This is a genomic window from Tardiphaga alba, assembly GCF_018279705.1.
GTDB classification, from domain to species: domain Bacteria; phylum Pseudomonadota; class Alphaproteobacteria; order Rhizobiales; family Xanthobacteraceae; genus Tardiphaga; species Tardiphaga alba.
This window is the reverse complement of record NZ_CP036498.1, coordinates 1,337,513-1,356,824: the sequence shown is the minus strand read 5'-3', so window position 1 is coordinate 1,356,824 and position 19,312 is coordinate 1,337,513. Positions and strand designations below refer to the sequence as shown.

Genomic DNA, 19,312 nt, shown 5'->3' with positions numbered 1-19,312 from the left:
GCCATGGTTCGTGATTGAAAACATCAGCGCCTTGTTCAACGATCGCGTGATGATGCTGATCACGTGGCCAACCTCTTCAGGATGGCCGCAGATCGCGCGCGGGATAGGCGCTCGCTTCGTGCGGCCCGACATGCTGGCCGTACTCGTTGCAGGAAGCCGATATCCAGCCATCCTGGGAACGGATTGGTCAAAGGGATGGACCGCCGTTACAGTCGCCAGAGTGACGGACTACACATCGTGCCAGATCAAAGGACCTGCGGAACTGCATGAAACAGTTCCGCAGGACCTCGAACTCGTCGCGGCCTATCGCAGCCGGATCACCGCCCTGTTCGGGAAGGCAGGCGCAGAACACGGCACGATCGACGAGTGGATCGGAGGAACGGATCTCAGACGTATCGTCATCAAGGTCTGTGAAGTCTACGATCAAACGCCGGGCCCCCGCGCGGGCACCACGGTGAAGGCAACAGCATGGTCGTGACCCTCGACCATCTGGCCGCCTGTTTCGAAGGCATCTATCCATCAGCGATCGCTACCCAATCCGCCGATGGCACGCCCAACATCTCCTATCTGTCGCATGTCTGGCGGATCGATGCGCATCATATCGCGCTATCGAACCAGTTCTTCGCCAAGACCGCCGCGAATATCCGCTCCAACCCGCGCGCAACGGTGCTGCTCGTCGATCCGCACAGCGGCGTTCAGTACCATGTGGCCGTTATCTGGCAACGCTCGGCCGATCACGGGCCGCTTTTCAAGCAGATGACTGCCGACCTGAACGCGACGAGCGCGCAAATCGGCATGTCGGATGTGATGCGGTTGCGGAGCGTGGACATTTTCCGCGTCGAGAACATCACCATGGTCGCGGCGAGTGATCACTTGCCTGCGTCATCGCAGCCGCTTCTCGACGCCGCCGCCATTGCATCGACGACGCGTGCGATCGGCGACATCAACGATCCATCTCAACTTCTGACCACACTTCTGGATTCGGTCAGAGAATTCGGCTTCGACCATGCCATTCTTCTGTTGAGCGATACCGGACAAGAGACGCTGACCACCGTTGCCGCAATTGGATACGGGCCAGGCCATGTCGGCGCCGAGGTCCCCTTCGGCATCGGCCTGATCGGCGGCGCAGCGCGATCAAGCCAGCCAATTCGCATCAACGATGTGAGCCGGCTACGTCGCATGGGCGGCGCGGTGATCCACTCATCGCACCCCGAAGACCTGCACGCGCGGCAGATCGCCATGCCGGGACTCTCTGACTCCCTGAGCCAGATCGCGGTTCCGATGATCGTCCATGGCAAGGTTCGCGGCGTCTTGTTCGTCGAGAGCGCAGGCAGGCTCGCCTTTGATCGCTCAGCAGTTGCAGGACTCGAGATCATCGCCAGCTACGGGGCTGCGATCCTTGCCCTCAACCAGCACGCGGAGGACATCGTTGCCGCTGCAGTCACCCAGGTGCCTGCACCAGCCGCGCCGTTCGAGAGAGACAAGATCGCCTACCTGCATCACGCTACGGATAACAGCGTGTTCATCGACCATGCTTATGTCATCAAGGGGCTCGCCGGGCGGCTCCTGACCTACATGGTCGACCAGTACGACAGCGATGGCCGACGGGAATTCACCAATCGCGAATTGCGGCTCGCGATGGCCGATGGGCTGCCGGACTTCAAGGACAACCTCGAAACCAGGCTACTCCTGCTGCGCCGGCGCCTGGAGGAACTCGTGCTTCCGATTCGCCTGGTTCGCGTCGAACGCGGACGGCTACGGCTTGAGGTGTCGGGGCGTATCGAGATCTGCCCGCGGGCATGAGGCGCGCTCTGCGCCGGCACGGCTCTGCCGATTGAGTAGATCTCTTCCACCAGCAACGCGCGAAACTGCGCGGGAATGCCGCAGGAACTAAATACCGCTGCCCTGAAACCGTCACCCTGCTAAGGCGTTAGTTCCATTCCTTGGAATCGAGGCAGGAGTTGAAATGAACTTGATGAAGTCCGCCGCCGCAGTCGTTTTCGCCGGTATTACCGCTGTGTCTTTCTCGGCACCGGCCGTGTCGGCCCCTCTCATGACCCAGAGCGCAATCAGCCAGAACGCCGTCAGCCATAACGGCTCCGGCATGGTCGAGCAGGTGCAATATTATCGCCGCCACCATCACCACCGCCATTACGGCTATCACGGCGGTTATCGCCGCGGCCCGAGCGCCGGCGCCGTGATCGGCGGCCTCGCTGCCGGTGCGATCATTGGTGGCGCCATCGCCGCCAGCCAGGCCCAGGCTGCCCAGCAGCAGCAGAACCACGCTTATTGCGCCCAGCGCTACCGGTCCTACGACCCGGCTTCTGGCACCTATCTGAACAACAACGGCATGCGTTACGCCTGCCCGTAAGAGATCGACATTCCGATCGGATGAAGCCGCGAGACTCCGTCTCGCGGCTTTTTCTTTGGCTTCAGCGTGGCCTCCTCCCTCACGAAACCGTGTCCGTCGCCGTGTAACGCGCTCCTCCGGTGTTCGTATCTCGAATGACTGCCCGGCGCGGCAATTGCCAGCCGCTTCCGTCGGGCTAGACTGCCGCTATCGGCACGCGACACATCGAGAGGATCCGCCATGCGTTCCCTGTTCCGCCGTCTCACGCTCACCGCCGCTGCCGGCGCCCTTGCCGTCACCACCGCGCTGATCGCACCGACCTTCGCTTCCGAAGAAGCCGTCGTCATTCCCGCTCCCGCCACGGATGCGCAGGCCGCAGACGGTTTGCAGACCGCTGTGATCGCCGGCGGCTGCTTCTGGGGCGTCCAGGGCGTGTACCAACACACGAACGGCGTCGTCAGTGCCGTATCGGGCTATTCCGGCGGCAGCAAATCGACTGCGAACTACACCGCGATCGGCACCGGGACCACCGGCCACGCCGAGGCCGTCGAGATCAAATACGACCCGAAGAAGATCAGCTACGGCAAGATCTTGCAGATCTATTTCTCGGTCGTCCACGATCCGACCCAGCTCAATCGCCAGGGTCCGGACACCGGCACGCAATATCGCTCGGAAATCTTCGCGACCACGCCGGAGCAGAAGAAGATTGCCGAGGCCTATATCGCGCAGCTCAATGCCGCCAAGGTCTACAAGAAGCCGATCGCCACCAAGCTCGGCATGCTGCAGGCATTCTATCCGGCCGAAGCTTATCATCAGGACTACCTGACGCTTAATCCAAGGCAGCCCTATATTGTCTATAACGACCTGCCAAAGATCGAGAACCTGAAGAAGATCTTCGCCGACAATTACATTGAGAAGCCGACGCTGGTGAATGCGGCCAAAGCCACGAATTGACGTGGCCTCGCAAGCCGGCGCAAGGCGGAACTGGAGGCATGATGTCCGACACCAAATCCACCGCTGACAAAGTCGTCAAAAGCGAAGCCGAATGGCGCGCCGAACTCACGCCGATGCAATATGCGATCCTGCGTGAGAAGGCGACCGAGCGGCCGTTCAGCGGTGAGTACGAATTCACCGAGACACCCGGCACCTATATCTGCGCCGGCTGCGGACAGACGCTGTTTGAGTCGGACGCGAAATTCGACTCGGGCTGCGGATGGCCGAGCTTCACGCAGCCATCACGAGAAAGTCATGTCGACGAAGAACGCGACACCACGCATGGCATGATCCGCACGGAAGTGCTGTGTTCTAAGTGCGATGGACATCTTGGGCATGTGTTCAACGATGGGCCGGGACCGACGGGATTGCGTTACTGCATCAACTCTGCGGCCTTGAAACTTCAGCCCAAATAAATACGTATCTCGCATCGAACGATTTCAATGCCCCGCACGACCCAATGGGTGGCGCGGGGCATTTCTGTCCCGACGCCAATCATTGCCTCCTGCATGGACATGCCTTTTCGGCATGCACGCCATTAACGAATTCCGGAAGATCACGATGTCGACCCGTTCCAACCGTCTGCTGCTCGGTCTCGCGCTTGCGGGGCTTCTGATCGAGAGCATCGTGTCGCATCCGGCACTGGCGACGGACAAGGTCTCGCTGTTCAAGGTCATCACTGCGAAAGACGAGATCATCATCGGCCTGACCGATGATCAGCTGTCGTCCTTCGAGGCCAAGAACGCGGGCGGCGTGGCCAAGCATCTCGTGCAGAAGGGCACGCTCACGGCCTGGCAGTACGGCGTCCGCAAGGCGGAGGCCGGCGCGCTCGAACAGGCACCGCTGCGGCAGGTCGGACTTTTGTCAAATGACGCTCTGCGGGTGGAGCCCTACACGACGCCGCTGAAGATCGTGCCGCTGCCCGATATGACGGGCCAATAAGCAACAGGCTTAACGCCTCACTCGCCGATTACGGGTAAACCTCTCAAATTCCTCATCAATTACGTCATTACCTCTGCAGCACGAAGATCGCGCCTGCAAAGTTCCTGGTGTCGCAATCGCGCAAAAAGTGCTTATATGGGGACATGTCCAGACAACATGTCCGCCTGTAGCCGCGCTTTCGGCCGCACTGCGAGTGACACCCCTTTCGTTGCGTAACCGATGAGGTCCCCGACCATGGCTGCTTTCAGCTACAATGCCTCCGCCGAGCTTTTCCCCGCCGCAATCCGCAAGAAGAAGCGCGCTGGTTTCGCCTATCGTCGTTTCGATACGGCAGCAGCCGCGGTTCAGTTCGCGATGGAACAGTTGCCGGCGGATTCGCTGAACGGCGCCTATCTGCAGGTGGATGAAGCGCGCTTCGATCAGCGCGGGATTCGCACGCTGTATGAAAGCGAGCACTTCCCGCTGGAGCGCCGTCCGCGCCCGGATGCCAGCGACGAGGCTGACGCGGACGCCGCGTAATCCGACTGCGAAGATTGCGCCGAGGCTCGCTTAGAGTCTCGGCTGCTTGTCCAGCCATTTGCGCAGCATTTTGACGTTGCGCATATTGGCCCGGAACATCACGTCGAACGCATCGCCGACAAACGGCACGATGCCGACCGCACCATCGACAGCGACATTGCCGAGCATACGCGCCGTGATGTGCCATGGCGCGCCGAGTGCGCGCGCCTCGCGCACGAGCCACAGCGAGATCGCCGTCGTGATGAGATCGCCGACGATCGGGATCAGACCGATCAGGCCGTCGATGCCGTAGCGGATCTTGGTTCCCGGCACGACGAAGGCGACATCCAGCAACTGAGCGATCGCTTCGATCCGGGCGATGCGCTGCTCGCGCGTCAGCGGCGCGAACGGGTTTGCTCCGGCCTGCCCGAAATCGAAGCGCATGCCCTGCCCGGCCGGGCCGAATTCACCCGGGTGAAACTCGTTGCCATCCTGGTCGATGATGGGCCCGGGCCTGCCCCCGGCGGGGCGGGGGGTCTGCATTCGGGAAAAGACCTGTTCATTCGTCATGGGGAAGACATGGGGCGCATCCAGCCGCGACGCAAGCGGCATGCGGTCGCGCGCCGATGCACCCAAAAATGCCCGCCCGATCCGCCCAGCGAACGTTGAAATGGCGCGGGATCGCGTTATTCTTCGAAATCCGGACCAAATGGTCCATTTTCGCAAAGCCGGGATTGCATATGCGGCGACCATTGGGGGACGTTTGCCTGGACATTGCGAGCTTCGCGCGCGAGCGGAAGCACGAATTCCTATCCTACATCCTGCGCCTGGCCGCAGCCGAGGCCTACAAGACCACGGCCGAGGACGATGTGTTCGAACTGCCGATGCAGCGCAAGCTGGCGGCGCGCTCGCTGATCGTCGGCATCTGGGACTGGGACATCAGCAACGACCGCAACCATCTCGACGCCGGCGCCGCCAATTTCTTCGACGTCGATCCCGAGCAGGCGGCACGGGGCCTGCCGAATATGAACTATCTCAGAGCGATTCATCCGGACGATGTGGGCCGTGTGCAGGCGGCTGTCGCCACGTCGATGCGGATGGGTGGCGCGTTCGAATGCGAGTACCGGCTGATCAAGAACGACCGCATCAGCTGGGTGCTAGCGCGCGGGAGCTGTACGCTTGACCGCCACGGACGGCCGGTGCGGCTGCCGGGGGCGCTGATCGACATCACCCACGACAAGACGATGAACTGACCGGTCACGCGCTCCGTGTGACCGCTTACGCCGTCCGCGCGCGGACGTGGTCGATCAACGCGTCCATGTCCATCTCCGGGGCCAGCGACGGCGCCTTGGGTTCGCACACCGCATAGCGGTTCTTGCCGTCATTCTTGGCGACATAGAGGGCCTGGTCGGCGGCGGCGATCAGGCGTTCCGGATACTGGCCGATCTGCGGCTGCCACTGGGCGACACCGATGGAGGCGGCGATCTGCACTTCGCCGGGCATGCAGGCGGCGGCATCGGCGCGGCAGGCATCGAGAATGCGGCCGGCGATCAGCGCGCCTTCGGCCAAAGTCGTGGCCGGCAGGATGATGCAGAACTCGTCGCCGCCGGAGCGCGCCAGCAGGTCGCCCGGCCGCAGCTTGCTCTGGGTCATGAGCGTGAAGTGCCGCAGGCAGTCGTCGCCGGCAGCATGGCCGTGGCCGTCATTGATTTCCTTGAAGCCGTCGAGATCGACGGCCAGCAGCGCGAACGGCTTCTGCGTGCGCCGCGCCAGCGCGCATTCCTCGGTGAGGCGCTGCACCAGATGGCGGCGATTGGCGACGCCGGTGAGGTCGTCCACCAGCGCGAGCTCGGCGACCTCATCGCGGAGGCGGTCGATGGCCATGACGAGAAACGCAAAATTCCAGCACATCGCGAGAAAGATCAGCACCAGCAACAGCCCGGCCTGAACATGGTTCAGATCGATCAGACTGATCGTGCCGCCGACATCCACCAGACCGCACAGCGAGCGGATCGCATGGGCGGTGATGACCAGCACCGCGAGCACCGCGGACAGCCAGCCGCCGGCGGTGCGGCCGCCATTGCTGCGCGACAGCGCCAGCGGGATCGTGGTGGCAACCGACACCGATTGCAGCGCTGCATAGACGGCAATCCGCATGGCGATGCTGTCATGCCAGACGGTGAACACCGTCATGCCGATGACGCCGAGGGTCACCACCGCCATTTCCAGCCGCCAGTTCGGCGCACGGCCATAGAAGCGGCTGACGCCCATGGCAGCGAGACTGGTGGAGCACAGCAGCAGGCCGTTGCCGAGCACGATGGGAATGACGGGATCGATGTCGGTCATCACGCGCAGTAGCGAGACCGCCATGCCGATCGCTGCGGTGAAGGCGGCGCCGGACCAGTAGCGCGCGGCGATCAGGTTCGGATAGCTGCGGCACACATAGGCCCACACCACGCCGAGCGCTAAAAAATTGACGTCGAACACCGTGAACAGCGTCGGTACGCTCAGCATGGAGATCGCTCCATGGGCTGATACGCGCACGCCTGCACGCTGGTTTGGATGGCCGTCATTCCGCTCACTCGCAGTTCCGCAATGCGGGCAAAATGCGGCGCGGATGCTTAAGGGAGTCTCACCGGCACGGGATAATCCACACTGTGGTTGGGAAAGGATGAAGGGTTTGTCTTCATCCTTTCATGACCATACGGGTTCCATCCGTTCGCTGGGCGATCATCGCGCGTAATCAAGCGGTTAGCCCGATACCCCGTCAACGCCCGAAAACCGTCAGCCGCCGGCGGCGAGGCGGTCGGCGAAATAGCCGATGGTCTTGCGATAGATGGTGGCCCGGTTCCACTCGCGCATGGCCTCGAAATTCGGCGTGCCCTCGCCATAAGGCTGGCCGCCCTTGAAGCCCGCGGTCTTCAACAGGTTCGCGGTGGAGGCCAGCACGTCGGGCACCGAGTGGCGCAGATCCACATGGCCGTTGCCGTCGAAATCGACGCCGTATTTGATATAGCTCGACGGCAGGAACTGCGTCTGACCGAGTTCGCCCGCATAGGCGCCGACCAGATCCTTCAGCGGCAGGTCGCCGCGCTGCACGATCTTCAGCGCCGCCAGCAATTCGCCCTGGAACAGTTCGGTGCGGCGGCAGTCATGCGCCATGGTCGCCAGCGTGCGGATCACCGGCATCTTGCCGATATCGCCCTTGCCGAAATCCGACTCGAGGCCCCAGATCGCCACCACGATTTCCGGCGGCACGCCGAAGCGCTGCTCGATGCGCGACAGCAGCGAGGCGTGACGCTGCAGCATCTGCAGGCCCATCTTGATGCGGCCGGCGCCGACGCGGGTCGAGACATATTGCTCGAAGGTCTTGTTGAAGGTGCCGCGCTGGCGGCGATCGAAATTCAGCACCGCCTGGTCCTGCGTCACGCCGGCAAAGGCCTGCTGGATCACGCTTTGCGAGACGCCGGCGGCCGCCGCCTCCTGCGACATCGCGGCGACAAAGCCCTGGAAGTCACCCCCGCATTTGGCGGCGTAAGACGGCGTGGCAAAGGCGGCAGATGCAATCGACAGCGTGGCAATGGCGGCGAGACGAAGTCTGGAGATCGGCGTCATGAAATTCCTGCCCGGTTGCGACCGGCCCGATGCGGCCGCGGGAAAAGCCTGCGCGACCATGCCATGACGGATGTGTCGGAACAACGGCATCGGGTTTCGGATCGCGGTGAAGCGGTGCGTCATCGTTGAGTGCACGTGTGAGAGGCGCGCTGTCTTTTCCCTCCCCGGAGCGCAGCGACTGGGGAGGGTGGATTGAAGCGAGCGTTCAGCGAGCTTCAAGACGGGTGGGGTCTCTCCCCACGTGACGTCCGTGCGTGGGGAGAGACCCCACCCCGACCTCCGCTTCGCTCGGTCGACTACGACGGACGAATTCGTCCGTCGGACCCCACTGCGCCGCTGCGCGGCTTGAGGGAGGGAGATTACGCGCTCCTGCGCGTCGTTGTCTGTTCAACATGTCAAACAGCCCTATCCTGAACCCACGCGATCTCGTTCTCGCGACGCCAGCGGCGCCCGAGCTTTGCGCATTCCCACTTCCCCCTACGAGAGGGAGCGCGGAACGCCGGGTGCCCGATGCACCCTTGGGCCTGATGCCGATGCGGTACTCCGCAAGGGAAGACATCAGGACTTTCGGACCACGGGCACTTGCTTACTTGCCCGACGTTCCGCACGCGGTGTTCGGCTTGCTCGTGTCGCCGGGGTCGACGGCCCCTGCAGACCCCTTTGCCCAAGGCGATGGGCCGGGACAGAGCACTCAGGCCAGACGCCGCCGAGAGGGTCGTCCGCCGAGCGGCACAAGGTCTCAGTCCATCTGAAGGAAGGTCGTTTCTGCGCCCAGGGGTAAACCGGGGCAGATCCGTCCGCCGACCGGCGAACGTCTTCCGAGCACCCACCCGACGCCCCAACCTTGGCGCCCACCGCATCCAGCCCCGCGAACGTGACGATCGCGAACGCCCCTCTCATCGAGGCCGGACAAACGAGACAATAATCCTTTCCGGAAATCCGTCAAGTACAAATCGTGAACATTCCTCACGCACGCCCGGCGTGTGCCTGGGGCGACGCCAATCCGGCCACGGCAAGCGGTACTGGTGGCAGCCAGGGCGGCGACGACAGGCTGTTGATGGCATGCATGCCCTGCGTGCAAGGGCTTTGACTCCGGCGCCGGCATCGCCGACAAGCCGCGCATGGCCAAGAAACCCGGTACCAATCCCAAAGGCGAATTCGCCTTTTTCAACGTCACTTATGTGGACGGCTCGCAGCGCTCCAACCGCCGCGTCCCCTCGGAGCTGCTCGGCGGCCTCGACGGCGACGAGCCGGCCAAGCAGGCCATCGCCGACCAGGACCGCGAGATCGCAGAAAAGAGCGGCAAGCCGCCGCTTGAGATCGCAAGCGTCGAGCGCGTTGGGGCGAAGAAGAAGTAGTTCGCTTCGCAAGAACAGTAGCTGAATTGGAAATGGCCGGGCTTGTCCCGGCCATTTTGCGTTAACCACGCGTTAACAAAACACACCCGGAGCATCAAAATATAACTATAAGTTGCACAATCTCTGCGGGTGACAAAGATGAGCAACAAGCTGTTCTTCGGAGACAATCTCCATATCTTGCGGACCAACATTCGCACGGAAAGTGTCGATCTCGTCTATCTCGACCCGCCGTTCAATTCGAACGCGAGCTATAATATTCTGTTCCGAGGGCCAGGCGGTCGTGATGCAGAAGCTCAGATTGAAGCGTTCGATGATACTTGGCACTGGGGGCCAACAGCAGCGGAAGCTTACGATGATGTGCTGCGATCGGGACTCCCAGTAGCCGATCTCATAAAGTCTCTTAGATCATTCCTCAGAGAAAACGACATGATGGCTTACTTAGCTATGATGTCGGTTCGTCTAATTGAACTTCATCGCGTTCTAAAGCCAACAGGCAGTCTTTATCTGCACTGCGATCCAACGGCGAGCCATTACCTTAAGCTTCTACTAGACGGCATCTTCGGTCCAACCAGCTATCGAACCGAATATAGTTGGAAGCGCTCATCTGCTCACAATGATGCAAAGCAAGGGCGAAAGCAGGCCGGCAATATTCGTGACGTGATATTGTTCTACACGAAAAGCTCTTCTGATTGGACATGGCACTGGCTCTACACGCCTTACGACGAAACTTATGTTCGTGATTTTTACAAGTATCAAGAAGAAGGCACGAACCGCCGTTACAGGATGGGCGACCTAACCGCCGCAAAAGAAGGCGGAAACACGCGGTATGAATGGCGAGTGAAACGGCGCTTGAACGGAAACTGGCAAGCCGACACAGACGACGACCATCTAAATCCAAAGCCGGGGTGGGAATACAAAGGAATCCTGCCGTATGGAAAGCGGATATGGGCATATTCCTTCGAGAACATGATGAAGTTCTCTGACGCCGGTCGCATTGCTTATGCAGGTTCTGGCGTTCCCAACTACAAGCGCTACCTAGATGAAATGCCGGGCGTTCCCCTTCAGAACAACTGGTCTGACATTAAGCCCGTTGGGCCAAGCGAACGCTTGGGCTACCCCACTCAAAAGCCAATCGCGCTACTGGAACGCATCATCGAATCATCTAGCAACCCTGGAGATGTTGTCCTTGACCCATTCTGCGGCTGCGGCACCGCAATTCACGCAGCTGAAAAACTGAACAGGAAATGGGTTGGGATAGACGTCACATTTCCAGCCATCCAGATCGTGAACGATCGGATGAAGTTTCATCACACCGCATCAAGCTACGAAATTCGCGGCATCCCAACTACAGTAGAAGACGCAAGAGCACTTGCAAACATCGACAAATTTCAGTTCGAGTTCTGGGCAGTATCCTTAGTGGGAGCACATTCGCGATACGGGAAAGCGCAAGCCGACCGTGGAATTGACGGTCAGTTCTATTTCAAATGCGATGCAAAGCGCGACGGCACCGGCCTAATCTCCGTAAAAGGAGGCAAGAACCTTTCTCCATCCATGATCCGCGACTTGAGAGGCACAATGGAGCGCGAGAAAGCGGAGATGGCCGTTTTTATCTCTATGGAGAAGCCGAGCCAGCAGATGCGGGTTGAGGCCGCAAGTGCTGGATTCTTTGATAGTTCGCAAGGAAAGCATCAGCGAATTCAAATTCGCACTATCTCTGACCTACTAACTGGAAAAGGCATTGACTGCCCGCTTCAGTACACGACGGTCACGATGGCGCAACGCGGAAAGGAAATCATGCGCTACGAACAACGGCGGACCGCTATGGATCCAATTCAGCTGCTGCAGCAACGAACACTTTTACTGCCAATATCGGGCGGATACTCCGCAAGCAAATCCGGCCAGATGAGTTTGGCGATCGAAACGCCGCAGGCAAAAACAAAAGAGAAGAGAAAAGCCGGTTAGCAGAGCGGGCAATGTACCGATGCACGCCAACGCTCTAAGCTCCATCTGTGCACTACAGATTTTCTGAAATTGAATACGATATTGTCATGAGGAAAGACTCAATGGCCCCATTCAAAATGCAAGAACGAGACCTTGATCTCTTTATCCTTGAAGAACTGCACAGCAACACTAATTTTCAAATTTGGTTCGCCGAAAAAGTTGGTCTGGCCGGCTATGCTTTCTTAAATGCTGAGCACTCAGTATACGTCAAAATCAATGAAAAATGGGGCGAGACAGACGTCCTCTCCTTCTTCAAGAAAGGTGAAGAGACGGTTGCAGTGTTGGTCGAAGACAAGATTGCAGCTGCTTTTGCCGACCAACAGGTGGAGCGCTATCATGAACGAGGCGCCGATCTGGTCAAACTTGGACGCGCTAATCGCTACGCCACTGCTCTCATTGCGCCAAATTCATACTTTGAAAAAATTCCAAAAGGCGAGGACTGGAGCAGCAGAATTTCAATTGAAGAACTCCGCGACTGGTTCTCGTCTGCTCATTCAAGTTATGCTCGCTGGCGCGAGCAAGCACTGACAGATTGCTTAGATCGCCTTTCTCGAAGCAAGGCGGCAGGATCCGCTGTATATCTCAGATTCTCTGAAGAATTCGCCGCGTTTCTAAAAGAACAACCCGACTCTTTCTCGCACGTGCCAACTGGCGATTCATGGGGTTATTTCATCTCGCATCCCGAAAAACCGAAAAACGTCCAGCTTATATGGAAAACTGGCATGAACCGCGTGGACCTATCACTGACAGGACCAAATGTTGGGAAGGCGAAAAATATAGATCTTCCTCTCAGTGTACGCGCCGCGTTTGCCGATGGGAAATCGCTTGCGAGTGACATGCTCGGGATAGACGTACCTGCCATTGATGTCACGATCTCAATCGGAGACCAGTTGGACATAGTGATTGATGTCTTGGCTGCAGTACAAGAGCTCTTTTCGCTGATCCCCATCATTTTGGCACATCCTGGAAACTAGCAAGTAGCCGCATGCGCGTAGCGATATGCGTGCTACATTACAGGTCGGCGATACGCGACAATTCGCGTAGCCCCCTCTCCAGCAAGCGAGAGGGGAGACGTGAGCGCGAGACACGGCCTGCAGTGACGCCGCCCATCCCCTCCCCCCACGCTGTCGCCCAAAACCCACACCGTGTTTGAAATCTTCGGTTGTGCGGCCGAAATCCCCGCTTCCGCGCCCGCACGTGGCTAGGCGGGGGCGCTGGCCGGTTCCATAGTTCCCCAACTGATTTGGATCAACCGGGGGACGGCGAGATGACAGCGCGCACAGGCTTGATCGTGGCGGCGGGCGTGATGGCGGCGGGGATGGCGCAGGCCGAGACCGTGCCGTCCAATGCCGAATTGTTTCGCATGCTGAAGGAGCAGCAGCAGACCATCAGCGAGCTGCGCAGCGAATTGAAGGCGGCGCGGCAGGAGCGGCGCGCGGCGATCACGCGCGAGACCCGCGAGGTCACCGCCGTGGCGCGGCAGGCCGGGCGCGATGCTGCGAAGGATGCGATGGCGTCGGCGCCGCCGGCACAGGCCTATGCGATGGTCGGCAAGGGGCCGGCGCTGTCGCAGGCATCAGGCCGCGGCGCCTATGTGGGCGTGTTCGGCGGCGGCGGCAGCCGCAGCGGCAGCGACCTCAGCCAGCTCGGCACGGTGTTTTTCATCGAGGCCGTGGGCGGCCCGTCGGCCGTGAATGCGAACGGGCGCACCGGCAGCGGCGGTGTCGGCTTCGGCGGCGCGCATCTCGGCTATGAATGGGCCTATGGCACGCATCTGATGCCCGCGCTGGAGATCGAGGGTTTTTATATCGCCGGCAATGACCGCCGCGCGACGCTGGACAATCCGACCATACGGCTGGAGGAGCATCGGTTCGACAATACGCTGCCGACGCGCAGCACCGTGCTGCTGGCGAATATGGTGCTGGGCTTCCGCTCGCCTTATGCGAATATCACGCCCTATATCGGCGGCGGCTTCGGCGCTGCGCATGTGTCGATCAAGGGCGCCACCTCGTCGCAGCTCGATCCGGCGGAGCCCGGCATCAATCACTTCAACAGCAATCCGGACGCCGCGGTCTGGACCTTTGCCGCGCAGGCCAAGGCCGGCGCGCGCGTGGCGCTCGGCAGCGGCGCCTATCTGTTCGGCGAATATCGCTATCTCTATATCGGCGACACCAGCCACGTGTTCGGCTCCACCAACTATCTCACCCATGCGGCCACCAGCCCCTGGACGGTGAACAGCGGCGGCACCTCGCACCATCTCGCCGCCGGCGGCGTCGGCTTCAACTTCTGACGGGTGACGGGGAAGCTCATGTCTTTGTTTGTTAGAGCATGATCTTTTCCGAAAACCGGTATCCACTTTTCGGGATCATGCTCTAGAGCGTTTTCGAGCGAAGTGGATTCCGGTTCGCGTGAAGAAAACGCGTCAAAACAAGAATCTAGAGCTTCGGTTCTGATTCTATCAGAACCGATCATGCTCTAGAGGCAGGCGTCCAGGCCTTCCCGGCCGCCTGCGCCCTTCTCGCCCGGCAGCGACGTCCGCATCCGGGGAAAGCGGGTCAGATAGATCTCCTTCGCTTCCTGGTAATGGCCATAGCGGGCCAGCGCGGTGACGACGACCTGCGAGGCATCCTGCGGGTAGTCCATGCTCACCGGCCGGCTGCGCAGATACTCCAGCAAAGCCGGCACCAGCGCACGGCCGATCGCCTCATCCGCCATGCAGGCGGCTTCGCCGGCGCTTTTGGCGGATGCCGGCTGCTTCAGCCGTTCCGTTATCAGATCACTGGTATCGACGCCGAGCCGTCCGGCGGCCATGGCGAGGCTGCGCGACTTGTTCCAGTCATTGTCACGGATCAGCGGGAGAAACCGGTCACTTCGCGCGCGCAGGAGATCGCTGTCGAGCCGCGCCACGACGGCGCCGATCGCCACGGTGTAGATGGAGTTGGCGCCCCGCGCCGCCATCTCGTCCAGTAGCATGTCGAGCTGGTCGGCCGCGACATCGCGATTGCGGTCCAGCACATTGGTGATGAAGCTGAATTCCTGCACGCGCCGATCCTTCAGCAGGCGCACCAGTGTCGCGCGGTCGGCGGCATCGAGCGGCGGACAGCCGTTGCGGCGAAACTGGCAGGGCGCGCGCATGGCATGCATCGCCCATTCGCGCACCAGTTCGTTCTGATTGTCGGTCAGCGCCGCATCGCCGCGATCGAGCACTGCATTGACGCGCTCCGCCGGGCCGAGTGCCGCGGGCGGCGCGGGCTGCTTGAGCCCGATCACCCTGAATGCATAGGCGACGGGATCGAACGCATTGAGCGTGTGCTCGACACGCCTGAACACCGGCGCCCCCACACACATGCCATGACATGGCGCCAGCATCACGAATAGCGGCGTCGCCCAATAGGAGAACGTCACTTCCGTGTTGCGCGTGGCGAGCGACCAACCGGACGGCGCAACGGTGGAGACCTCCATCACCGTCACGCGCTTGACGCCGGTGAATATCGTCGTCAGATCCTGCGCGGGATTTTTCGGCTCGTCGAATGTCTGGATGCGCCGCGCGATGCGCAGTGGCAGCTGCTCGTCGCCGGCCTGTCTGGCCACGAAGCAGGTGCCGGTACTGATGGCATCCTTGCTCTGCTGCAGGACCGGCTGCCCATCGACGAATGTGCTCGGGCAACTGCTCTGCTGTTCGAGCACATAATCGAGCCGCTCCGGCCGCGGCGCGCCGATGGCCCGTTCCCGCGTCACGCGCACGAGATCCACCTGGCTGCTCAACAGCAGCGACTGGCACAGCTCATCGCATGGCGCGCGGTGGACCGGCGTGTTGTTGCCGATAGCGACTGACGGCTCGCCGAACAGCTCGACCTGGCGCGGCGGCGACGGCAGCACGCGCTCGACATCCCCGGCGCGCAGGCCCTGCATGTTATAGGTCGTGATCACGCGCACCGCCTGCGGCAGCACGATGCCGATGAGCGGCACCAGCAGCGCCGCAATCACGATCCTGCGTTTGTTACCGGGATTGCGCGAATAGCATTGCAACGCCGGCAGCGCGGCGAGGACGAAAAGCAGCAGCGTATTCGCATAGATGAGCGGATACGCCAGGCCCAGGCTGAACAGCAGAAGGAAAAGATAGACTGCCGGAAACAGACTGGTCAGCAGGCAGAAGCCGATCAGGATCGCGAGGAAGACCTTGAATTTTGCGCTCATGGCCCTGCTGCGATCCATGTCCGGTGCTGTTATCGACGTTTTTATCAGAGGTGCACAACGTCACAGTTAATGCGCTGACGAACCATCGGAGACGGTGAACGACGCATTGCCGTTTGCAGCGAAACCCCTACACGCTGCGCGCGCTCTGCTTCCGCTGAAGCAGCCAGATGGCGGCGGCCCATAGCAGTTGGATGGCCAAGAGCAGCGGCCACAGAAACCAGCCCCACAGCCAGGCGACATTCGGCATCGTCTGCTTGGCGCCCAGCGGGGGATCGACCCACAGCTCGACGCGTTCGCCGATCAGCGGCGGCGCGACCGCGGCGATGTCGAGTTTGACGGTGTTGGCGCCGCGCTGGAGCAGAAGCCCGTTTTGGTCGGGCGGCCAGCGCCACACACCCGGCCTGATGGCGAGGCTGGCGGTGAGGTCGCGGAATGCGATGCCCGGCCCGCCCCCGCTCGTCGGCATCGCCTCATAGGGCACAGGCGCGCCTGATGCCAGGGAGGCGAGAATGCGGATGGCAGCGCCGGGATTGTCGAAAGTCAGGCGACCTGTTGCGGTCCCGTCCGATCGCGTCGTCCAGGCGCCCAGCTCCGGCCTGCGCGCATGGTCGCCCTGGAAGACGAGCCGCATGCGCAAGCGATCCTCGGCGAGCCGGAACACGCTTACCTCAGCAGACGTACCGGGCTCGAGCTTGATGCTGATCTTCGCGGTGTGGCTCGCCACCGACCCGGCCCCGACATAGAGGGCCAAGAGCGCGGTGACACAGAGACAGATGAGCAGGGATCGTCGCATTGCAGGGCCTCTGATCGCCATTCTCGACTTGGAGGCTGCAATGCCTGCGCGGCGAATGCGTGCCGACGTCACGGTGGGTGACGCCGGAAGTTACGATCGGAGAGTTACCAGCCCATCACCAGCGACCCTCGAGATTGATCGAAGGTGATGGCCATGGATGCAACGCCTATGCTGCCGCACGTTCGTGCTTGGACTCCCTGATCTCCTCAATGATCTTTTTCGAGAAGGCTTCGAGATCGCCGGGATTGCGCGAGGTGACGATGCCGCTATCGACCACCACCGCCTTGTCCTCCCACTTGGCGCCGGCATTGATCACGTCGGTCTTGATGGAATGATAGGACGTCATCTTGCGGTTGCTGGCGATGCCGGCCTCGACCAGCAGCCACGGCGCATGACAGATCGCCGCGATGGGCTTGCCGGCGGCGTAGAACGCCTTGATCAAGGTGAGCGCATCCGCGTTGGCGCGCAGGAGATCCGGATTGATCTGGCCGCCCGGCAGCACCAGCGCGTCGTAATCGGCATCGGTGGTGCCCGCGAGCGCGGCATCGACCTTCACCGCCTGCCCCCAGTCATCGCCGGACCAGCCGCGGATCACGCCCGCTTCCGGCGAGACCACATGCACTTCGGCGCCGGCCTCGGTGAGGCGATCGCGCGGCACTTCCAGTTCGGACTGCTCGAAACCATTGGTGGCGAGAATACAAACGCGCTTGCCGTTCAGCTTCGCTGACATCAGGAACTCCCTTGCTATATGTGATGCAAGGGCAATGATGCGCGCGATGCATCGTTCCGGAGGAACCGGGACGACGACGGCGCATCATCCCGTCATGCGCCGGCAAGCTGCCGCTTCGTCATCACATGTGCGGCGATGATGATCCACGGGATCACCAGCTCCGGCACCAGATAGGTGATCCACAATGCGTGCGGCTCGGGCAGGCCGACCTTGCTGATCGACAGCACGCGGCCGAGACCGCCGACAAAGATCGTCGCCGCCATCAGGAAGATGAGCGTGTCATGGGCGCGAATGGTGGACGCCGCCCACAGCGCCATCACGCCCGACATCAGATAGATGCCGCCCATGAAGCGATGCACATTGTCGAGCCGCGGCATCGTCTCGGGCTGGCCCAGATACATCTGCAGCGATCCGCCCAATACGCCGATGGCGCCGACGAGAAACAGGCAGACCTGCACCACGCGCTGGCTGAGCAGCATCGGTTCGGTCGATGGCATGGCAATGTCCCCGATCTGGAAATGGGCGATGGCAATGCCGTGACGCTAGCGCGGGGCGGGATGCAATTAAAGGGTGTATCGCGAATACGAAAAAACGGCAGACCTTGCGGTCCGCCGTTCTGGTCGTGGGATGAGGTATCAGGCGCGCGCGCTGGCGACTTTTTTCGCGGCGCGGCGCGGCTTTGCGGCCGGTTCGCTCGGGGCGGCGGCTTCGCGCTTGAGGCGCTCGGCACGCAGCCGCTCCATATTGGAATACAGCGCAGCCTGGGCACGATCGTGCTCGGCCATGGCCTGTTCGGCGTCCTTCTGACGCATCAGGTTACGTTCAGCTCGCTCAATGGGAGTGAGCCTGTGAGGTACGGCTTGCTGATCTGTCATGGGAAGTTAACGCGCGGGGCGCCGATGGGTTCCCGCGCGAGAAGATGGTGCACTTAAGGCATCAACGCGCGGAACGATGCCTTCGTTCACGTCGGAAGGCGACATCTCGCAACGCACCTCAACTTACTGAAAATGCTATAATATTTTCCATACAGAGCGCGGCATCCTGCAATATTTTGTTGCGCAACATGACCAAAACCTGTAGTTTCACGGCAGATCGCTGGTCATAGGGCGTGCGCACAGCCAGCCCCGTCTGATGGCAACATCAGAACTGCCTGAACAGGCAGGTAGCCGAAAGGTGAGGAGGTTCGCCCCGAGGCATCTTCGGATGTCGAACAGGCCCGAAAGGGCCTGTCTCTTTTTTGAATGCAGTCTTGCTTCATCACGGCGTCTTGCGCTTGGAATCGTAGATGCGCGGTGGCCGCTTTCCCTGTTGGGTTAGTACAATCAAGTTCTTGAATCTCACCTCTCCATAGGTCGCTGCAGTTTTATCAGCTGACCTGATGAAAGCCGTTCTGACCCGCATACGAAACCGCGCCCGCTCGTCCCCTTTCAGCTTCTCCAATGTGAACACGATGATGTAGTGGCTGTTCGGCCCGACATTCAGCTTCACCACGAGGTTGCGATCGCCTTCGCCGAGCCAGACCTTCCCGTTCACAGCTCGTTCGAGACACGTCCAGATCTGCTTTGACGCGTGATAGCGCTGCTCGGAAAAACGTCCGTCCTTCCGCGTGCCGGGACTAAACACCGGCCTGGTGTCGCCGGGCTTTGCGTCTTCCGTGAAGCAATGATCGGTGAACTGGACGAGAATGCTGTGCTTGGTGCCTCCGGCCTCGACATGAATAATCTTCTCGTCGAGATGACGGAGATCATATGTCTGACCGCCAGCCGTGAAGTTTTCCCAACCCACCGCCCCGCCCTGTTCGTCTGTCCGACAGGTTAGCTAGCGGTAGAACAGAA

The 19,312-nt window shown here is 61.0% G+C and carries 21 protein-coding genes; 12 read left to right on the top strand and 9 right to left on the bottom strand.

Going from position 1 to position 19,312, the window contains the following annotated elements:
* Positions 1-10 precede the first annotated feature (10 nt).
* From RPMA_RS06425 to RPMA_RS06395, 7 genes are all read left to right on the top strand, one after another.
* Positions 11-478, top strand: coding sequence for a hypothetical protein (locus RPMA_RS06425; protein ID WP_211912039.1), 468 nt, complete (start codon positions 11-13; stop codon positions 476-478).
* The gene (locus RPMA_RS06420; protein ID WP_211912038.1) at positions 469-1,803 is read left to right on the top strand and encodes a GAF domain-containing protein; all 1,335 of its coding nucleotides are present in this window, start codon (positions 469-471) and stop codon (positions 1,801-1,803) included. The genes RPMA_RS06425 and RPMA_RS06420 overlap by 10 nt, the downstream gene beginning before the upstream one ends.
* 163 nt (positions 1,804-1,966) lie before the next feature.
* On the top strand, positions 1,967-2,371 hold the full coding sequence (locus tag RPMA_RS06415; protein ID WP_211912037.1) for a BA14K family protein: 405 nt from the start codon (positions 1,967-1,969) through the stop codon (positions 2,369-2,371).
* Positions 2,372-2,590: 219 nt separating this feature from the next.
* Positions 2,591-3,304, top strand: a complete 714-nt coding sequence (msrA, locus tag RPMA_RS06410) for a peptide-methionine (S)-S-oxide reductase MsrA (protein ID WP_211912036.1) — start codon at positions 2,591-2,593, stop codon at positions 3,302-3,304.
* A gap of 41 nt (positions 3,305-3,345) precedes the next feature.
* A complete protein-coding gene (msrB, locus tag RPMA_RS06405; RefSeq protein ID WP_211913486.1) occupies positions 3,346-3,759 on the top strand; it encodes a peptide-methionine (R)-S-oxide reductase MsrB in 414 nt (137 codons plus the stop codon).
* 145 nt (positions 3,760-3,904) lie between these two features.
* Positions 3,905-4,285 carry a hypothetical protein gene (locus tag RPMA_RS06400; protein WP_211912035.1) on the top strand — a complete coding sequence of 127 codons (381 nt, stop codon included), beginning with the start codon at positions 3,905-3,907 and terminating at the stop codon, positions 4,283-4,285.
* A 234-nt stretch (positions 4,286-4,519) separates the two neighbouring features.
* Positions 4,520-4,804, top strand: coding sequence for a hypothetical protein (locus tag RPMA_RS06395; RefSeq protein ID WP_211912034.1), 285 nt, complete (start codon positions 4,520-4,522; stop codon positions 4,802-4,804).
* 30 nt (positions 4,805-4,834) lie between these two features.
* On the opposite strand, the gene RPMA_RS06390 is transcribed toward RPMA_RS06395, so the two are convergent.
* Positions 4,835-5,353 (bottom strand): DUF4112 domain-containing protein, encoded by a 519-nt coding sequence (locus RPMA_RS06390; RefSeq protein ID WP_211913484.1) that lies wholly within the window; start codon positions 5,351-5,353, stop codon positions 4,835-4,837.
* Between the two features lie 170 nt (positions 5,354-5,523).
* Here RPMA_RS06390 and RPMA_RS06385 point away from each other — a divergent pair, with 170 nt between their 5' ends.
* Entirely contained in the window at positions 5,524-6,036 is a 513-nt protein-coding gene (locus tag RPMA_RS06385; RefSeq protein ID WP_211912033.1) for a PAS domain-containing protein, read from the top strand.
* Between the two features lie 25 nt (positions 6,037-6,061).
* Here the strand turns inward: RPMA_RS06385 and RPMA_RS06380 are convergent, their stop codons facing one another.
* Both RPMA_RS06380 and RPMA_RS06375 read right to left on the bottom strand, forming a co-directional pair.
* Complete coding sequence (locus tag RPMA_RS06380) at positions 6,062-7,297, bottom strand: GGDEF domain-containing protein (RefSeq protein WP_211912032.1); 1,236 nt, start codon at positions 7,295-7,297, stop codon at positions 6,062-6,064.
* A 270-nt stretch (positions 7,298-7,567) separates the two neighbouring features.
* Positions 7,568-8,389 (bottom strand): lytic murein transglycosylase, encoded by an 822-nt coding sequence (locus RPMA_RS06375; protein ID WP_211913482.1) that lies wholly within the window; start codon positions 8,387-8,389, stop codon positions 7,568-7,570.
* Positions 8,390-9,519: 1,130 nt separating this feature from the next.
* Here RPMA_RS06375 and RPMA_RS06370 point away from each other — a divergent pair.
* The 4 genes from RPMA_RS06370 to RPMA_RS06355 all read left to right on the top strand — a co-directional run bounded on the left by RPMA_RS06370 (position 9,520) and on the right by RPMA_RS06355 (position 14,047).
* Positions 9,520-9,756, top strand: coding sequence for a hypothetical protein (locus RPMA_RS06370; RefSeq protein WP_211912031.1), 237 nt, complete (start codon positions 9,520-9,522; stop codon positions 9,754-9,756).
* A gap of 138 nt (positions 9,757-9,894) precedes the next feature.
* The gene (locus RPMA_RS06365; RefSeq protein WP_211912030.1) at positions 9,895-11,718 is read left to right on the top strand and encodes a site-specific DNA-methyltransferase; all 1,824 of its coding nucleotides are present in this window, start codon (positions 9,895-9,897) and stop codon (positions 11,716-11,718) included.
* Between the two features lie 101 nt (positions 11,719-11,819).
* Positions 11,820-12,731: a hypothetical protein gene (locus tag RPMA_RS06360; RefSeq protein WP_211912029.1), complete on the top strand. Its 912-nt coding sequence runs from the start codon at positions 11,820-11,822 to the stop codon at positions 12,729-12,731.
* 293 nt (positions 12,732-13,024) lie between these two features.
* Positions 13,025-14,047: an SPFH domain-containing protein gene (locus RPMA_RS06355; RefSeq protein WP_249225573.1), complete on the top strand. Its 1,023-nt coding sequence runs from the start codon at positions 13,025-13,027 to the stop codon at positions 14,045-14,047.
* Positions 14,048-14,232: 185 nt separating this feature from the next.
* On the opposite strand, the gene RPMA_RS06350 is transcribed toward RPMA_RS06355, so the two are convergent.
* From RPMA_RS06350 to RPMA_RS06325, 6 genes are all read right to left on the bottom strand, one after another.
* Complete coding sequence (locus tag RPMA_RS06350) at positions 14,233-15,954, bottom strand: hypothetical protein (RefSeq protein WP_211912028.1); 1,722 nt, start codon at positions 15,952-15,954, stop codon at positions 14,233-14,235.
* 127 nt (positions 15,955-16,081) lie between these two features.
* Complete coding sequence (locus RPMA_RS06345) at positions 16,082-16,747, bottom strand: hypothetical protein (RefSeq protein WP_211912027.1); 666 nt, start codon at positions 16,745-16,747, stop codon at positions 16,082-16,084.
* A gap of 166 nt (positions 16,748-16,913) precedes the next feature.
* Positions 16,914-17,477 (bottom strand): type 1 glutamine amidotransferase domain-containing protein, encoded by a 564-nt coding sequence (locus RPMA_RS06340; protein WP_211912026.1) that lies wholly within the window; start codon positions 17,475-17,477, stop codon positions 16,914-16,916.
* A 92-nt stretch (positions 17,478-17,569) separates the two neighbouring features.
* Positions 17,570-17,974: a DUF4345 domain-containing protein gene (locus tag RPMA_RS06335; RefSeq protein ID WP_211912025.1), complete on the bottom strand. Its 405-nt coding sequence runs from the start codon at positions 17,972-17,974 to the stop codon at positions 17,570-17,572.
* Between the two features lie 138 nt (positions 17,975-18,112).
* A complete protein-coding gene (locus RPMA_RS06330; protein ID WP_328516560.1) occupies positions 18,113-18,289 on the bottom strand; it encodes a hypothetical protein in 177 nt (58 codons plus the stop codon).
* Between the two features lie 445 nt (positions 18,290-18,734).
* The gene (locus RPMA_RS06325; RefSeq protein ID WP_211912023.1) at positions 18,735-19,262 is read right to left on the bottom strand and encodes a hypothetical protein; all 528 of its coding nucleotides are present in this window, start codon (positions 19,260-19,262) and stop codon (positions 18,735-18,737) included.
* Positions 19,263-19,312 lie beyond the last annotated feature (50 nt).

Excerpts from the sequence above, each read along its gene's own strand:
- RPMA_RS06420 (WP_211912038.1), top strand. The coding sequence starts at position 469 with ATGGTCGTGACCCTCGACCATCTGGCCGCCTGTTTCGAAGGCATCTAT.
- RPMA_RS06415 (WP_211912037.1), top strand. The coding sequence starts at position 1,967 with ATGAACTTGATGAAGTCCGCCGCCGCAGTCGTTTTCGCCGGTATTACC.
- msrA (WP_211912036.1), top strand. The coding sequence starts at position 2,591 with ATGCGTTCCCTGTTCCGCCGTCTCACGCTCACCGCCGCTGCCGGCGCC.
- msrB (WP_211913486.1), top strand. The coding sequence starts at position 3,346 with ATGTCCGACACCAAATCCACCGCTGACAAAGTCGTCAAAAGCGAAGCC.
- RPMA_RS06400 (WP_211912035.1), top strand. The coding sequence starts at position 3,905 with ATGTCGACCCGTTCCAACCGTCTGCTGCTCGGTCTCGCGCTTGCGGGG.
- RPMA_RS06395 (WP_211912034.1), top strand. The coding sequence starts at position 4,520 with ATGGCTGCTTTCAGCTACAATGCCTCCGCCGAGCTTTTCCCCGCCGCA.
- RPMA_RS06390 (WP_211913484.1), bottom strand. The coding sequence starts at position 5,353 with ATGACGAATGAACAGGTCTTTTCCCGAATGCAGACCCCCCGCCCCGCC.
- RPMA_RS06385 (WP_211912033.1), top strand. The coding sequence starts at position 5,524 with ATGCGGCGACCATTGGGGGACGTTTGCCTGGACATTGCGAGCTTCGCG.
- RPMA_RS06380 (WP_211912032.1), bottom strand. The coding sequence starts at position 7,297 with ATGCTGAGCGTACCGACGCTGTTCACGGTGTTCGACGTCAATTTTTTA.
- RPMA_RS06370 (WP_211912031.1), top strand. The coding sequence starts at position 9,520 with ATGGCCAAGAAACCCGGTACCAATCCCAAAGGCGAATTCGCCTTTTTC.
- RPMA_RS06365 (WP_211912030.1), top strand. The coding sequence starts at position 9,895 with ATGAGCAACAAGCTGTTCTTCGGAGACAATCTCCATATCTTGCGGACC.
- RPMA_RS06360 (WP_211912029.1), top strand. The coding sequence starts at position 11,820 with ATGGCCCCATTCAAAATGCAAGAACGAGACCTTGATCTCTTTATCCTT.
- RPMA_RS06355 (WP_249225573.1), top strand. The coding sequence starts at position 13,025 with ATGACAGCGCGCACAGGCTTGATCGTGGCGGCGGGCGTGATGGCGGCG.
- RPMA_RS06350 (WP_211912028.1), bottom strand. The coding sequence starts at position 15,954 with ATGAGCGCAAAATTCAAGGTCTTCCTCGCGATCCTGATCGGCTTCTGC.
- RPMA_RS06345 (WP_211912027.1), bottom strand. The coding sequence starts at position 16,747 with ATGCGACGATCCCTGCTCATCTGTCTCTGTGTCACCGCGCTCTTGGCC.
- RPMA_RS06340 (WP_211912026.1), bottom strand. The coding sequence starts at position 17,477 with ATGTCAGCGAAGCTGAACGGCAAGCGCGTTTGTATTCTCGCCACCAAT.
- RPMA_RS06335 (WP_211912025.1), bottom strand. The coding sequence starts at position 17,974 with ATGCCATCGACCGAACCGATGCTGCTCAGCCAGCGCGTGGTGCAGGTC.
- RPMA_RS06330 (WP_328516560.1), bottom strand. The coding sequence starts at position 18,289 with ATGCGTCAGAAGGACGCCGAACAGGCCATGGCCGAGCACGATCGTGCC.